The organism is Hymenobacter sp. (assembly GCF_031398885.1).
Lineage (GTDB): Bacteria > Bacteroidota > Bacteroidia > Cytophagales > Hymenobacteraceae > Hymenobacter.
This window is the reverse complement of record NZ_JANNOD010000110.1, coordinates 1-15,567: the sequence shown is the minus strand read 5'-3', so window position 1 is coordinate 15,567 and position 15,567 is coordinate 1. Positions and strand designations below refer to the sequence as shown.

General features: G+C 65.3%; 8 protein-coding genes. All 8 read left to right on the top strand.

Translation table 11 applies throughout. The features are described from left to right. Window positions 1-193 precede the first annotated feature (193 nt). Complete coding sequence (locus tag RMO51_RS19735; RefSeq protein ID WP_310397693.1) at window positions 194-3,523, top strand: efflux RND transporter permease subunit; 3,330 nt, start codon at window positions 194-196, stop codon at window positions 3,521-3,523. 130 nt (window positions 3,524-3,653) lie between these two features. Next, a complete protein-coding gene (locus RMO51_RS19730; protein ID WP_310397692.1) occupies window positions 3,654-4,832 on the top strand; it encodes an efflux RND transporter periplasmic adaptor subunit in 1,179 nt (392 codons plus the stop codon). A gap of 99 nt (window positions 4,833-4,931) precedes the next feature. Further along, complete coding sequence (locus tag RMO51_RS19725; RefSeq protein ID WP_310397691.1) at window positions 4,932-6,488, top strand: efflux transporter outer membrane subunit; 1,557 nt, start codon at window positions 4,932-4,934, stop codon at window positions 6,486-6,488. Window positions 6,489-6,962: 474 nt separating this feature from the next. Next, window positions 6,963-8,615, top strand: a complete 1,653-nt coding sequence (locus RMO51_RS19720) for a TldD/PmbA family protein (RefSeq protein WP_310397690.1) — start codon at window positions 6,963-6,965, stop codon at window positions 8,613-8,615. A gap of 140 nt (window positions 8,616-8,755) precedes the next feature. After that, window positions 8,756-10,075, top strand: a complete 1,320-nt coding sequence (locus RMO51_RS19715; RefSeq protein ID WP_310397689.1) for a TldD/PmbA family protein — start codon at window positions 8,756-8,758, stop codon at window positions 10,073-10,075. A 228-nt stretch (window positions 10,076-10,303) separates the two neighbouring features. Next, the gene (locus RMO51_RS19710) at window positions 10,304-11,956 is read left to right on the top strand and encodes a TldD/PmbA family protein (RefSeq protein ID WP_310397688.1); all 1,653 of its coding nucleotides are present in this window, start codon (window positions 10,304-10,306) and stop codon (window positions 11,954-11,956) included. A gap of 147 nt (window positions 11,957-12,103) precedes the next feature. Continuing rightward, complete coding sequence (locus RMO51_RS19705; RefSeq protein ID WP_310397687.1) at window positions 12,104-13,438, top strand: TldD/PmbA family protein; 1,335 nt, start codon at window positions 12,104-12,106, stop codon at window positions 13,436-13,438. Window positions 13,439-13,589: 151 nt separating this feature from the next. After that, complete coding sequence (locus tag RMO51_RS19700) at window positions 13,590-15,242, top strand: TldD/PmbA family protein (protein WP_310397686.1); 1,653 nt, start codon at window positions 13,590-13,592, stop codon at window positions 15,240-15,242. Window positions 15,243-15,567 lie beyond the last annotated feature (325 nt).

Below are 15,567 nucleotides of genomic sequence, written 5' to 3'. Positions count from 1 at the left end.
CGCCGCCCCGGGTGGTGTCCCGAAAGGCCGCGCCTCCGTCGAGGGAATGCTGCGCCTTGGTCGATAAGCCGCAACTGCGCGCGGATGGGCCGGTTACCTTTCTGCTCCCACCTCAACCATTTCCGGGCTCGGGCAGTTAACACCGCTTGCGGCGGGACCCGAACCGAACGGTTTCATTTGACAGTGCAGTGATATGTGGATAGTTAGACTGGCGCTGGCCCGCCCCTACACCTTTGTGGTCATGGCCTTGCTCATCCTGGTGGGCGGCGGGCTGACCATCCGGCGCATGGCGGTCGACATTTTTCCCGACATTCCGATTCCGGTGGTAGGCGTGGTGTGGGGCTACGCGGGCATTGCCCCCGAGGAGATGAACCAGCGCATCGTGGTGCCCGTGGAGCGGGCCATTACCACGACGGTGAACAACGTGGAGCACATCGAGAGCCAAAGCCTGAAGGGCACCGGGCTGATTAAGGTGTTCTTCCAGCCCGGCACCAACCCCGACGCGGGCGTGGCCCAGCTCACGGCCATCACCCAGACGCTGCTGCGCGCCCTGCCGCCGGGCATCACGCCGCCGCTCATCATCCGCTACTCGGCCTCGAACGTGCCCATTGCCCAGACCTCGCTCAGCTCCGAGACGCTGGGCGAGTCGGACCTGTTCGATGCGGCCAACGCCTTCATCCGGCCGGGGCTGGCGGTGGTGCAGGGCGCCTCGGTGCTGCTGCCGAATGGTGGCAAGCCGAAGCAGATTATGGTCGACCTCGACCCCGACAAGCTGGCCGGCAAAAACCTGAGCGGCAACGACGTGGTGAACGCCCTGCTGGCCCAGAACCTCATTATTCCGGCCGGCTCGGCCAAAATCGGCGACCGGGAATACGACGTCAAGCTCAACTCCAGTCCCGAGGCCATTGCCACGCTCAACGACCTGCCCGTGAAGGAGGTAAATGGCACCACGGTTTACATCCGCGACGTGGCTTTCGTGCACGAGGGCGCGGCCGTGCAAACCAACATCGTGCGCCAGAACGGCCGCCGCACGGCCATCATCCCTATCCTGAAGAGCGGGTCGGCGAGCACGCTCGACATCATCGACAAAATCAAAAAGGCGCTGCCCACCATCCAGGCCAACGCCCCGCCCGGCCTCAACATCAAGCTGCTGTTCGACCAGTCGTTTTTCGTGCGGGCCAGCATCAAGGGCGTCATCGTGGAGGCCTGCATCGCGGCGGCCCTCACGGCGCTGATGATACTGCTGTTTCTGGGCTCGTGGCGCTCCACGCTCATCATCGCCACCAGCATTCCGCTGAGCATCCTGGTCAGCATCATCGTGCTGAACGTGCTGGGCCAGACGCTCAACATCATGACCCTGGGCGGCCTGAGCCTGGCCGTGGGCATCTTGGTGGACGACGCGACGGTGGAAATCGAGAACATCCACCGCAACATGGGCATGAAGAAGCTGCTTAAGCGCAGCATTCTGGACGGGGCCCAGCAGATTGCCACGCCGGCGCTGGTGGCTACGCTGGCCATCTGCATCGTGTTCGTGCCGGTGTTTTTCCTGGGCGGGGTGGCGTCGGCCATTTTCGCGCCGCTGGCCACGGCCGTGATTTTCGCCATGCTCGCCTCCTACCTGCTGAGCCGGACCCTGGTGCCCACGCTGGTGATGTACCTGCTGCGCAAGGAGCTGCCCATCTACCACGCTTTGGAAGAGCCCGAACTGCCCAGCGCCCGCACCCGCAACGGCCAGCCGGTGAGCCAGGTGGAGCGGGAGCTGGAAGCCCTGCGCCGTGAGCAGTACGACCAGGCCCACGCCAGCGTATCGGCCGCGGACGAGGTGGGGCAGGAAATCACCGACGCCGAGCGGAAGTCGGCCAAGGGCATCACCAAAACCTGGGTGTGGAAGCTGCACGTGGCCTTCGACCACCGGTTTGAGAAATTCCGGGCGGGCTACGGCGCGGCGCTGGCCTGGGCGCTGGCCCACCGGCCGCTGGTCGTGACGGCCTTCGTGGTGCTGTTCGTGGGCTCGCTGGGGCTGTTTCCGCTCATCGGCCAGAACTTCTTCCCGACCGTGGACGCCGGCCAACTGCGCTTGCACGTGCGGGTGCCCACCGGCACGCGGGTGGAGGAAACCGAAGCCCGCTTCAAGCAGGTGGAGGCCGTGATTAGGAGCGTGATTCCGGCCGAGGAGCTGGACCTGGTGCTCGACAACATCGGCCTGCCGGTCATCCCCATCAACCTGCTGCTGAGCGACAATCCCACCATCGGGGCCGGCGACGGCGAAATCCTGGTGAGCATGAAGGAGGAGCACGGGCCGACGGGCGAGTACATCAACGAAATCCGCCGCCGCCTGCGCCGCGAGCAGCCCGACCTCACGTTCTTCTTCCAGCCGGCCGACATCGTGAACCAGACGCTGAACTTCGGCCTGCCCGCCCCGATTGACATCCAGGTGATTGGGCGCGACAAGGCCGCCAACCAGCGCATCGCGGGCGAGCTGCGGGCCAAGATTACCAAGGTACCCGGCGTGGTCGACGCCTTCATCTACCAGGCTTTCGACCAGCCGCAGCTGCGCGTGGATATTGACCGGGTGCGGGCCCAGCAGGCCGGGCTGGCCCAGCGCGACATCGCCAACAACGTGCTGGTCAGCCTCTCCTCCAGCACCCAGACCAACCCCAACCAGTGGCTCAACCCCACCACGGGCGTCAACTACACAGTGGCCGTGCAGACGCCGCCGCGGGCCCTGTCCACGCTCGACGAGCTGGGCAACATCGGCGTGACCAGCGCCACCCAGCCCGAAGCCCAGTTGCTGAGCAGCTTCGCCACCGTGCGCCGCACCCAGACCACGGCCGTGGCCTCGAACTACAACATCCAGCGCACCGTGGACCTGTACGCCAGCGTGAGCGGCCGCGACCTGGGCGGCGTGAGCACGGACATCCGCCGGATTCTGGCCGAGGCCGAGAAGAAGCTGCCCAAAGGCACCACGCTAGCCCTGCGCGGGCAGGCCGACTCGATGCGCACGTCCTTCATTGGGCTGGGGCTGGGACTGGCCGGCGCCATCGTGCTGGTGTACCTGCTGATGGTGGTCAACTTCCAGAGCTGGCTCGACCCGCTCATCATCATCACGGCGCTGCCCGGGGCGCTGGCGGGCATTTTGTGGATGCTGTTCGTGACCCAGACCACGCTCAGCGTGCCGGCCCTGATGGGCGCCATCATGTGCATCGGCGTGGCCACGGCCAACAGCATTCTGCTGGTCACCTTCGCCAACGAACGGCGCGAGGAAGAGCCCGACCTCTCCCCGCTCGACGCGGCCCTCGACGCCGGCTTCACCCGCCTGCGCCCGGTGCTGATGACGGCCCTGGCCATGATAATCGGCCTGCTGCCCATGTCGTTGGGCATGGGCGAGGGCGGCGAGCAGAACGCCCCGCTGGGCCGCGCCGTAATTGGCGGGCTGATGCTGGCCACGGTGACCACCCTGTTCTTTGTGCCCATCATGTTTTCATATTTGAAGAAAAGTGCGCCGGTAGCGGTTGCGCAATAATTCTTTCTCGCTGAGGTTCGCCGAGGCAGGCGCAGAGGTCCGCTGAGTCGTTCATTGTGGCCCGCCCGACCTCCGCGAGCCTCTGCGTTTACCTCAGCGAACCTCAGCGAGAAATCTTCCCCACGCCTCGATGTCCAACAACAATAGCCGCTTCTGGCTGCTCATCCTCATCGTAGCGGCCGTGTTCGCCGGCCTGTTCGCGCTGGGCTACGTGCCCCGCAGCCGGCAGGCCCAAGCCCGCGACGCCGAAGCCCGCCAGACCGCCGACGCCGCGCCCACCGTGACCGTGACACCCGCCCGAGCCGCGCCCGACACCACCACCCTGACCCTGCCCGCCGACACCCGTTCGTACCGCGAAACCTTCGTCTTCGCCCGCGCCAACGGCTTCGTCCGGTCGTGGGCGGCCGACATTGGCCAGAGGGTGCGGGCCGGGCAGGTGCTGGCCGAAGTCACCACCCCCGAGCTCGACCAGCAGATTGCCGAGGCCCGCGCCAACCTCGGCCTGGCCCGCAGCAGCTACGCCCGCCTGGCCGGCGTGGCCCTGCCCGGCGCCATCTCTAAGCAGGAGCTCGACGCGGCCCGGGCCCAGTACGCCGCCCAGCAGGCCGGGGTGCAGCAACTGCTGGCACAGCAGGCGTTTCGGCGGGTCACGGCCCCGTTCAGCGGCATCGTCACGCAGCGCAACGTGGAAGTCGGCAGCCTGGTCAGCAGCAGCAACGCCGCCGGCTCGCAACTCTTCAAGCTGGAGCAGACCGACCGGCTCCGGGCCTTCGTGCAGGTGCCGCAGAACTTCGCGCCGGCCATCAAAAACAACCTGGTGGCCGACTACCTGGTGCCGGAATTTCCCGGGCGCACCTTCGCCGGGCGGGTGGTGCGCGACGCCGGGGCCCTCGACCCCAACACCCGGACGCTGCTCACGGAAGTACTCATCCCGAACGGCCGCGGCGAGCTGCGGCCCGGCTCCTACGCCCAGGTGCGGTTCCACTTGCCGCGCACCGCGCCGGGCGTCCTCATCCCGGCTAACGCGCTGGTGCCCGGCGGCACCGATACCCGGGTGGCCACCGTGCGGGAGGGGAAAATTCACTACCAGCCCATCGTTACCGGCCGCGACTTCGGCTCGCAGCTGGAAGTGGGCCAGGGCCTGCAAGGCGGCGAGCTGCTGGTGCTGAACCCGTCCGAGACCCTGACCGAAGGGGATTCTGTGCAAACGAAAACCTTCCAAGCCCCACCCAAGCCCGCCGGCCCGCCACCCCCCAAACCCCGGCCCAACGACCCCGACGCACCACGGGTGTCGTCGCCGGTGAAATAGGTTAGTTGTCAGTTGCTCGTTGTCAGTTGTCAGGACCATCGTAACACCCTGACACCTGGACATCACTAACAACTGACAACGAGCAACTGACAACTAAAAATGACCCTTCGTCCTTCGTACGTTTTCCTTGGCTTGCTGCTCAGTGCCTGCGCCACGGCGCCGCGCTACCGGCCGCCGGCCGTGGCCACGCCCGCGGCCTGGCAGCACGCCGGGGCGGCCGACACGGCCGGCTCGCGCATTCCGACGGCGGCCGAGACGCGGGCCCGGATGCCCCCGCCGGCATTCGGCGGCGCCCTCACCCAAGCCCAGGCGACGGCCGCGCCCGCCGTAGTTGTCCCCGACACTTCCGCGGCGGCCCGCAACGCGGCGCCCCAACAGTTGCCCCAGGCGCCCCCGGAAACCGCGTGGTGGACGGTTTTTAACGACCCAGTGCTTACCCAGCTCGAAGAGCAGGCCCTGGCCCAGAACTTCACGGCCCAGGCCGCCGTAGCCCGCGTCGAGCAGGCCCGGGCGCGGCTGCAGGTGGCCAATTCCTACCGCAGCCCGGACGTCACGCTCAACCCCGCGGCCTACCGCACCCGGCTCTCAGGCCTGCGGCCGGTGCCGTTCGACGTGCCCATTCAGCCGGTGACGCAAACCCAGTACTTCGTCCCGCTCAACGTGAGCTACGAGGTGGACGTGTGGGGCCGCGTGCGGCGCAACGTGCAGGCCGCCCGCGCCGACGCCGAAGCGGCAGCGGCCGACGCGCAGGCCGTGCGCCTCTCCCTCACCGCCGATGCTGCCACTTACTACTTCGACCTGCGCGGCCTCGACGCCGAGTTGGCCGTGCTCGACAGCGCCCGGCTGGCTCGGGTGCGCAACGTGCAGTTGACCCAGGCGCGCTTCCGGGCTGGGGTCGACAATGAGATTGGCTGGCGCCGCGCCGAGACCGAGCTGGCCAACGTGGAAGCCAGCCTGCTGGAGCTGGGCCGGCAACGCGCCGGCGTGGCCGCCGCGCTGGCCACGGTGGTGGGCCAGCCCGCCAGCAGCTTCGTGCTGGCCCCGCGCCCGGGAACTGAGCTGCCCGCGGCCCCGGCCGTGCCCCTGGCCCTGCCCGCCGCCCTGCTGGCCCGCCGCCCCGACCTGCGCCGCGCCGAGCGCCAGCTGGCCGCCGCCGATGCCCGCACCGACGCCGCCCGCCTCGCCCGCCGCCCCAGCGTGCAGCTCACCGGTTTCATCGGCCCGCAGAGCGCGGAGCTGGCCAAGCTGTCGCAGATTAACAACGGCTACACCTACTATTTAGGCGGTGGCGTGGCCATTCCCATCTTTAACGGGGGCCGCCTGCGCGGCAACGAGCAGCTGGCCCAGGCCCAATACCGCGAGCTGGAGGCCCAGTACCGCGGCGCGGCCCTCGTCGCGTTTCAGGACGTGGAAACGGCCCTGGCCAATTTGCGCCTGAGCGCGGCCCAGCTCGCGGCGCAGCAGCGGGCCCTGCGTGCCGCCCGCCTGGCCGGCCGCCTCACCGAGGTGCGCTACCGCAGCGGCCTGACCAACTACTTCGAAATCGTGGACGCCGACCGCCAGACCCTCGACGCGGCCCGCCTGCTGGCCCAAACCCAGGCCGACCAGCTTCGCTACGAAGTGCTGCTGGTGCGCGCCCTGGGCGGCAATTGGTAGAAAGCGGCGGATGGATGTCGGAAATGTTGTGGCAATGCGCGGTTACGGCAGGCCGGGCGTGCGGGGGTTGCGCGCCATCGCGCTCAAAGCCCTACTGCTCGTCGCCACTCCTGGTTTTCAAGTGACTGTCAAAAATCGTACGTGGCAGCCGCACGATGTAGAGACGCATAGTTGCGTCTCGTCGTAGGACGATAACGCCGGAGCGAAACCCACACGGCGCGGACGACAAGACGCAACTATGCGTCTCTACCCTCGTCCTGTCGGCTCGTCGTTTTAACGCGAAAAGCTGCTGGATAATTTACTGAGCCCTGAAGGGTTGGGTTGCGGGCGGACTGCGCTGTGCAGTTCTCCGAAGCATCGGAACAAGATGTTCGAGCGGCAACGCAACGCTGCGGTAATTCGGTTGTCATTTCAATTAAAATTTGTGCCCATCTTTACAAACCTGCTTTCCTATTCCCAAATTCCTACGCTGCTTTGAAACGACGCGACTTTGTGGGACTGACCGGCCTGGCGGCCGGCGCCCTGTTTTTGCCCAGTCTGCCCAGCCTCGGCGGCACCCTGGTGGACCCCGCCCGCCTGCTGGAGCCGGGCCCGGACCCCGCCGCCAAAAAGCGCCTGGCCGACGCGGCCCTCAACGCCGCCAAGAGCGCCGGGGCCAGCTACGCCGACGTACGCATCGGCCGCTACCTCAACCAGAGCATCTTTACCCGCGAGAAGCAGGTGCAGAACATCGCCAGCGGCGAGCGCTTCGGAGCCGGGGTACGGGTGCTGGCCAACGGCACCTGGGGCTTTGCCGCCACCAATTCGGTGACCGAAGCGGGCCTGGCCAAAGCCGCCCAGTTGGCCGTGCAAATTGCCAAGGCCAACGCTAAAGTGCAGAAGGAAAAGGTGCAGCTGGCTCCGCAAAAGGGCTTCGGCGAAGTGAGTTGGAAAACGCCCATTCAGCAGAATTCTTTCGAGGTGCCCATTGCCCAGAAAGTGGAGCTGCTGCTGGCGGCCAACGCCCGGGCCACCGACAACGGCGCCAGCTTTGTGAACTCCTCGTTGTTTCAAATCAACGAGCAGAAATATTTTGCCAGCACCGACGGCTCCTACATCGACCAGGACGTGCACCGCATCTGGCCCACGTTCAGCGTGACGGCCATCGACCGCGCCACGGGCAAGTTCCGCACCCGCGACGCCCTGAGTGCGCCCATGGGCCTGGGCTACGAGTACCTTACCCCCAAGGCCGCCGACAAGATTGCGGGCGCCGCCGGCACGGGCCTTATCGGCTACCGCAACAGCTACGACATGCTGGAAGACGCCGCCCTGGCCGGCAAGCAGGTGAAGGAAAAACTGACGGCCAAGTCGGTGACGGCCGGCAAGTACGACTTGGTGCTCGACCCCAACCACTTGGGCCTGACCATTCACGAGAGCGTGGGCCACCCCACGGAACTCGACCGCGTGCTGGGCTACGAGGCCAACTACGCCGGCACTTCGTTCGCCACCCAGGAGTGGCGCGCCAAGAAGCTGCCCTACGGCTCGAAGCTGGTTAACATCGTGGCCGACAAAACCCAGGTGGGCTCGCTCGGCGCCGTGGGCTACGACGACGAGGGCGTGAAGACCAAGCGCTGGGACCTCATCAAAGAGGGCATGTTGGTGGACTACCAGAAAATCCGCGACCAGGCGCACATCGTGGGCCAGACCGAGTCGGACGGCTGCTGCTACGCCGACTCCTGGGACTCGGTGCAGTTCCAGCGCATGCCCAACGTGAGCCTGCAGCCGGGCAAGGCAAAAATGAGCGTGGACGACATGATTAAGAGCGTCGACAAGGGCATCTACATTGCCGGGCGGGGCTCCTATTCCATCGACCAGCAGCGCTACAACTTCCAGTTCGGCGGGCAGGTGTTTTACGCCATCGAGAAAGGAAAAATCACCGAAATGCTCGAAGACGTGGCTTACCAGGCCAACACCCAGGAGTTCTGGAATTCTTGTGCCGCCATTTGCGACGAGTCGGACTACCGCTTGTTCGGCTCGTTCTTCGACGGTAAGGGCCAGCCCTCGCAGGTATCCGCCGTAAGCCACGGCTCTTCGACCACGCGCTTCAACGGCGTGAACGTGATTAACACGGCCCGCAAAATCGGGTAACGGGGGACCTCACCCCCGGCCCCTCTCCCAAAGAGAGGGGAGCCTGACGCCAGGGCCGAACCGGTGCCCCCTCTCCGCGGGAGAGGGGGTCAGGGGGTGAGGTCCTCGCCCGAACATCAATTAAATCAGCCCATCAACCCATGGCCATCCTCTCCAAAGACGAAGCGCACACCATCCTCAAACAAGTCCTGGGCTTCAGCACGGCCGACGAGTGCGACGCCACGCTCAGCGGCAGCACCGGCGGCAACGTGCGCTCGGCCCGCAACTCCATCAGCACGGCCGGCGCCGTCGACAACGTCTCGCTGGCCATCGAAAGCCGCTTCGGCAAGCGCTCAGGCGTGGCCACCTGCAACGAGTTCGACGAGGCCACCCTACGGCGCTGCGTCAAGCGGGCCGAGGAAATCGCCCGGCTCGCGCCCGAGAGCCCGGAGTACGTACCGCTACTCGGGCCGCAACAGTACCCGGCGTCGCCCGCCTCGTTTGCGCAGCGCACGGCCGCCATCACGCCCGATTACCGCGCCCAGCAGATTGGGGCCAGCATGGCGCTCTGCGAGGCCAAAAAGCTCTCGTCGGCGGCCTTTTTCAACGACTCGGCTAGCTTCGTGGCCAAGCGCAACTCCAAGGGTCTGGAGGCCTATCAGCAGCTTACCAATCTGGATTTTTCCATCACTGTGCGCACGGCCGACGGCACCGGCTCGGGCTACGCCATTGCGAACTACTCGGACCTGGGCAAGTTCGACGCCGCCCGCCTCACCCGCGTGGCCGCCGACAAAGCCGCCTCCTCGGTGGGCGCCAAGGCCATCGAGCCGGGCAAGTACACCGTCATCCTCGAGCCCGCGGCGGCCATCGATTTGCTGAGCAACATGATGCGGTCGATGGACGCGCGCAACGCCGACGAGGGCCGCAGCTTTCTGAGCAAGAAAGGCGGCGGCAACAAGAAGGGCGACAAAGTATTCGACGAGCGGGTCACCATTTACTCCGACCCCACCAACGCCGAAGTACCCGACCTGACCTTCGCCGGCGACGGCCGCCCGCAACAAAAAGTAACCTGGGTGGAGAAGGGCGTGGTGAAAAACCTGTACGCCTCGCGCTTCTGGGCCCAGAAGGCTGGCATCCCGGACATTGCCCCGCCCGGCGGCTGGATAATGGAAGGCGGTACCCAGAGCACGGCCGAATTGATTAAAGGCACCGCCAAGGGCATTCTGGTTACCCGCCTGTACTACATCCGCGCGGTGGACCCGCAGACGCTGCTTTATACCGGCCTCACCCGCGACGGCACGTTCTACATCGAAAATGGCGTCATCAAGTTTCCGGTCAAGAACTTCCGCTTCAACGAGAGCCCCGTCATCATGCTCAACAACCTGGAAGCCATCGGCAAGCCGGTGCGGCTGAACGGTAACCTGGTGCCGCCGCTCAAAATCCGCGACTTCACCTTCACCAGTCTCTCGGACGCGGTGTAACCTCAAGAGACCCCCATGGGGCCGGCCCCCTCTCCCGCGGAGAGGGGGAGCCTGATGAAAGTTAAAAATGATGAGTCAAGGAGTTAAAGAGAAGAAGATCATTTTTAACTGAATAACTGAGCAAAACCGGTTCCCCCTCTCTTTTGGAGAGGGGGTCAGGGGGTGAGGCTTCCCCGGTCAAACATTCTTTAGCATAAATTCAACAAACCACACGAACACCTTTTTCCAATGAAACGACGCGACTTTGTGGGACTGACCGGCCTGGCGGCCGGGGCCCTGTTTTTGCCCAGCCTGCCCAGCCTCGGCGGCACCCTGGTGGACCCCGCCCGCTTGCTGGAGCCGGGCCCGGACCCCGCCGCCAAAAAGCGCCTGGCCGACGCCGGCCTGAACGCGGCCAAAGCGGCCGGCGCCACCTACGCCGACGTGCGCATCGGGCGCTACCTCAACCAGGGCATTTTCACCCGCGAGAAGCAGGTGCAGAACATCGCCAGCACGGAGAGCTACGGCGCTGGAATTCGGGTGATTGCCGGCGGCACCTGGGGCTTTGCCTCGACCAACAACGTGACCGAGGCCGGCCTGGCCAAAGCCGCGCAGCTGGCCGTGCAGATTGCCAAGGCCAACTCAAAAGTGCAGAAGGAGAAGGTCCAGTTGGCCCCGCAAAAAGGCTTCGGCGAGGTGGCCTGGAAGGCGCCCATTGCGCAAAACGCGTTTGAGGTGCCCATCAAGGACAAGGTGGATTTGTTGCTGGGCGTGAACGCCAAGGCGTTGGAGTTGGGCGTGTCGTTCATCAATTCGGTGCTGTTTCAGGTAAATGAGCAGAAATACTTTGCCAGCACCGACGGCTCCTACATCGACCAGGACATTCACCGGATTTACCCCACATTTGGCGTCACGGCCATCGACCGGGCCAGCGGCAAGTTCCGCTCGCGGCAGGCGCTCAGCTCGCCCATGGGCCTGGGCTACGAGTACCTCACCCCCAAGGCCGCTGACAAGGTGGCCGGGCCCCAGGGCTCCGACATCATCGGCTACAAGAACAGCTACGACATGCTGGAAGACGTGGCCGCGGCCGCCAAGCAGGTCAAGCAGAAGCTCACCGCCAAGTCGGTGGTGGCCGGCAAGTACGACCTCGTGCTCGACCCGCACCACCTGGGCCTGACCATCCACGAATCGGTGGGCCACCCCACCGAACTGGATCGCGTGCTCGGTTACGAGGCCAACTTCGCCGGCACCAGCTTCGCCACCCGCGAGTGGAAGGCCAAGAAGCTGCCCTACGGCTCGAAGATGGTCAACATCGTGGCCGACAAAACTCAAGTATCCTCGCTCGGGGCGGTGGGCTACGACGACGAGGGCGTGAAAACCAAGCGCTGGGACCTTATCAAGGACGGCCAGCTGGTGGACTACCAGAAAATCCGCGACCAGGCCCACATGGTGGGCCAGACCGAGTCCGATGGCTGCTGCTACTCGCAGTCGTGGCAGGACGTGCAGTTCCAGCGGATGCCCAACGTGAGCCTGCAGCCGGGCCAAGCCAAACTAAGCGTGGACGAGTTGGTGAGTAAAGTTGATAAAGGCATTTATATTGCCGGCAACGGCTCGTTCTCCATCGACCAGCAGCGCTACAACTTTCAGTTCGGCGGGCAGGTGTTCTACGCCATCGAGAAGGGCAAAATCACGGAGATGCTCGAAGACGTGGCCTACCAGGCCAACACGCTGGAGTTCTGGAACTCGTGCTCAGCCATCTGCGACGAATCCGACTACCGATTGTTTGGCGCATTCAACGACGGCAAGGGCCAGCCCTCGCAAAGCTCGGCCGTAAGCCACGGCTCCTCCACCACGCGATTCAACGGCGTGAACGTCATCAATACAGCTCGCAAAATTGGGTAACGTTCGCCTCACCCCCGGCCCCTCTCCGCAGGAGAGGGGAGCCAGCCGGCCCCGTACGCGGCAAAACCGGTGCCCCCTCTCTTTGGGAGAGGGGGTCAGGGGGTGAGGTCCCCCGCCCGCCCATCCACTAAATCAGCCCATCAACCCATGGCCATTCTCTCCAAAGACGAAGCGCAGAATATTCTCAAAAAAGTCCTCGGCTTCAGCACCGCCGACGAGTGCGATGCCACGCTCAACGGCAGCATCGGCGGCAATGTGCGCTCGGCGCGCAACTCTATCAGTACGGCCGGCGCCGTCGACAACGTGTCGCTGGCCATTGAAAGCCGCTTTGGCAAGCGCAGCGGCATTGCTACTTGCAATGAATTTGACGAAGCCACCTTGCAGCGCTGCGTGAAGCGGGCCGAGGAAATTGCCCGGCTCGCGCCCGAATCGCCGGAGTACATGCCGCTGCTCGGCCCCCAGACCTACCTCGACGGCAGCCGTTCCTTTGCCGCCGCCACCGCCGCCATCGACCCTGACTACCGCGCCCGACAAATCGGGGCCAGCATGGCGCTCTGCGACCAAAAGAAACTCAGCTCGGCCGGCTTCCTGGACGACTCGGTGAGCTTCGTGGCCAAGCGCAACTCCAAGGGCCTGGAGGCCTACCAGCGGGTGTCGAACGTGGTCTACAGCGTGACGGTGCGCACGCCCGACGGCACGGGCTCGGGCTACGCCGCCGCCGACTACACCGACGCGGCTAAGTTCGACGCCGCCCGCCTCACCCGCGTGGCCGCCGACAAGGCCGCCTCCTCGGTGGGCGCCAAGGCCATCGAGCCGGGCAAGTACACCGTCATCCTGGAACCCAACGCCCTGCTTTCCAACGTCGACACCTCCCTGCTCGGCGCCCTGATGGGGGCCATGGACGCGCGCAACGCCGACGAGGGCCGCAGCTTCCTGAGCAAGAAGGGCGGCGGCAACAAGAAGGGCGAAAAGCTGTTCGACGAGCGGGTCACCATCTACTCCGACCCGTTGAACGGCGAAATCGGCGACCTGACCTTCGCCGGCGACGGCCGCGCCCAGCAGAAAACCACCTGGATTGAGAAGGGCGTGGTGAAAAACCTGTACGCCTCGCGCTTCTGGGCGCAGAAGGCCGGCATCCCGGACCTGCCCCGGCCCAACGGCTGGATAATGGAGGGCGGCACCCAGAGCACGGCCGACCTCATCAAAGGCACGGCCAAGGGCATCCTGGTTACGCGCCTGTGGTACATCCGCCCCGTCGACCCGCAGACGCTGCTCTACACCGGGCTCACGCGCGACGGCACGTTCTACATTGAAAACGGCGTCATCAAGTTCCCCGTCAAGAACTTTCGCTTCAACGAAAGCCCCGTCATCATGCTCAACAACCTGGAAGCCATCGGCAAGCCGGTGCGGCTGAACGGTAACCTGGTGCCGCCGCTCAAAATCCGCGACTTCACCTTCACCAGTCTCTCGGACGCGGTGTAGGTTTCATTCTTAACCAAGAACGTCATGCCGAGCGCCGCCGAGGCAGCTCGCGTGCTGTTGTGAACCAGTCGATTGAGTCACTACCCCAAGCAAGATGCCTCGGCGGCGCTCGGCATGACGTTTCTTTTTCACTCCCTTTTTCCTGCACCTTATGAAAAGACGTGACTTTGTGGGACTCACCGGCCTGGCGGCCGGGGCCCTGTTTCTGCCCAGCCTGCCCGGCTTTGGCCACACGCCCGTGGACCCCGCCCGCCTGCTGGAGCCCGGGGCCGACGTGATACTGAAAAAACGCCTGGCCGACGCGGCCCTCAACGCCGCCAAGAGCGCCGGGGCCAGCTACGCGGACGTGCGCATCGGGCGCTACCTCAACCAGTACGTATTTACCCGCGAGAAGCAGGTGCAGAACATCGTGAGCACCGAGAGCTACGGCGTGGGCATCCGGGTGCTGGTGAACGGCTGCTGGGGCTTCGCCTCGACCAGCGTGGTGACCGAGGCCAGCCTGGCCGCCACCGCCCGCGTGGCCGCCGACATCGCCAAGGCCAACCGCCTGGTGCAGAAGGAGCCCGTGCAGCTGGCCCCGCAGGCCGGCTTTGGCGAGGTGAGCTGGAAAACGCCCATCCAGCAAAGCGCCTTCGTGGTGCCGGTGAAGCAGAAAGTGGACCTGCTGCTGGCCGCCAACGCCGCCGCGCTCGACAACGGCGCCAGCTACATCAACTCGGCGCTGTTTCAGGTAAACGAGCAGAAGTACTTCGCCAGCACCGATGGCTCCTACATCGACCAGGACGTGCACCGGCTGTGGCCCACGTTCTCGGCCACGGCCGTGGACACGAAGACCGGCAAGTTCCGCTCGCGCGAGGCGCTGAGCGCGCCGGTGGGCCTGGGCTACGAGTACCTCACGCCCAGCGCGGCCGAGCAGGTGGCCGGCCCAGCCGGCTCGGGCACCGTGGGCTACAAGTTGCGCTACGACATGCTGGCCGACGCCGCCCTGGCCGGCAAGCAGGCCAAGGCCAAGCTCACCATGAAATCGGTGACGCCCGGCAAGTACGACCTCGTGCTCGACCCCGGCCACTTGGGCCTGACCATTCACGAGAGCGTGGGCCACCCCACCGAGCTCGACCGCGTGCTGGGCTACGAGGCCAACTACGCCGGCACCAGCTTCGCCACGCTGGAATGGAAGGCCAAAAACCTGCCCTACGGCTCGAAGGAAGTGAACATCGTGGCCGACAAGCTGCAGTCCGGCTCGGTGGGCGCGGTGGGTTACGACGACGAGGGCGTGAAAACCCGCGAGTGGGACCTCATCAAGGAAGGCAAGCTGGTGAACTACCAGAAAATCCGCGACCAGGCCCACATCGTGGGCCAGACCGAGTCGGACGGCTGCTGCTACGCGCAGTCGTGGGAAGACGTGCAGTTCCAGCGCATGCCCAACGTGAGCCTGCGTCCCGCTACCAGCAAGATGAGTGTGGATGAGATGGTGAGCAAAGTCGACAAGGGCATTTACATCGCTGGGGCCGGCTCGTTCTCCATCGACCAGCAGCGCTACAACTTCCAGTTCGGCGGGCAGCTGTTCTTCGCCATCGAGAAAGGCAAAATCACGGAGCCGCTGGAAGACGTGGCCTACCAGTCGAACACCCAGGAATTCTGGGGCGCCTGCGCGGGCAGCTGCGACCAGTCGGACTACCGCATTTACGGCACCTTTTTCGACGGCAAGGGCCAGCCCGCGCAGGTGTCGTCGGTGAGCCACGGCTCGGCCACTACCCGCTTCAACGGCGTAAACGTCATCAATACGGCCCGAAAAGTAGGGTAGCAGAACGTCAAACTCCCCTCCTCAAAAGAGGAGGGGACGCTAAGCCGCAAGGCTTAGCTGGGGTGGTGGCATTCGTTGAACGATAGGCGAACAGCATTGTGCGCGAGTCGTTCGGGTTTCGTGCAACGAGGCCAACCACCCCCGTCCGAGCCAGCGGCTCGAACAAACCCACCGCATCGCCTGGTCCCGCCGCCCCACCACGACGGTCTCCGGCGACTTCACCGGCGACGTCCGGGTGAAATGGTTCGAGCCAGAAACGGTCGGGGTCGGCGGCCAGGCGGGCGTGCATGGCGGCGAGCTGGTCGGCGTTGACGTGGGCGCTGGC

Coding starts and splice junctions, on each gene's coding strand:
- RMO51_RS19735 (WP_310397693.1), top strand. CDS start 194: ATGTGGATAGTTAGACTGGCGCTGGCCCGCCCCTACACCTTTGTGGTC.
- RMO51_RS19730 (WP_310397692.1), top strand. CDS start 3,654: ATGTCCAACAACAATAGCCGCTTCTGGCTGCTCATCCTCATCGTAGCG.
- RMO51_RS19725 (WP_310397691.1), top strand. CDS start 4,932: ATGACCCTTCGTCCTTCGTACGTTTTCCTTGGCTTGCTGCTCAGTGCC.
- RMO51_RS19715 (WP_310397689.1), top strand. CDS start 8,756: ATGGCCATCCTCTCCAAAGACGAAGCGCACACCATCCTCAAACAAGTC.
- RMO51_RS19710 (WP_310397688.1), top strand. CDS start 10,304: ATGAAACGACGCGACTTTGTGGGACTGACCGGCCTGGCGGCCGGGGCC.
- RMO51_RS19705 (WP_310397687.1), top strand. CDS start 12,104: ATGGCCATTCTCTCCAAAGACGAAGCGCAGAATATTCTCAAAAAAGTC.
- RMO51_RS19700 (WP_310397686.1), top strand. CDS start 13,590: ATGAAAAGACGTGACTTTGTGGGACTCACCGGCCTGGCGGCCGGGGCC.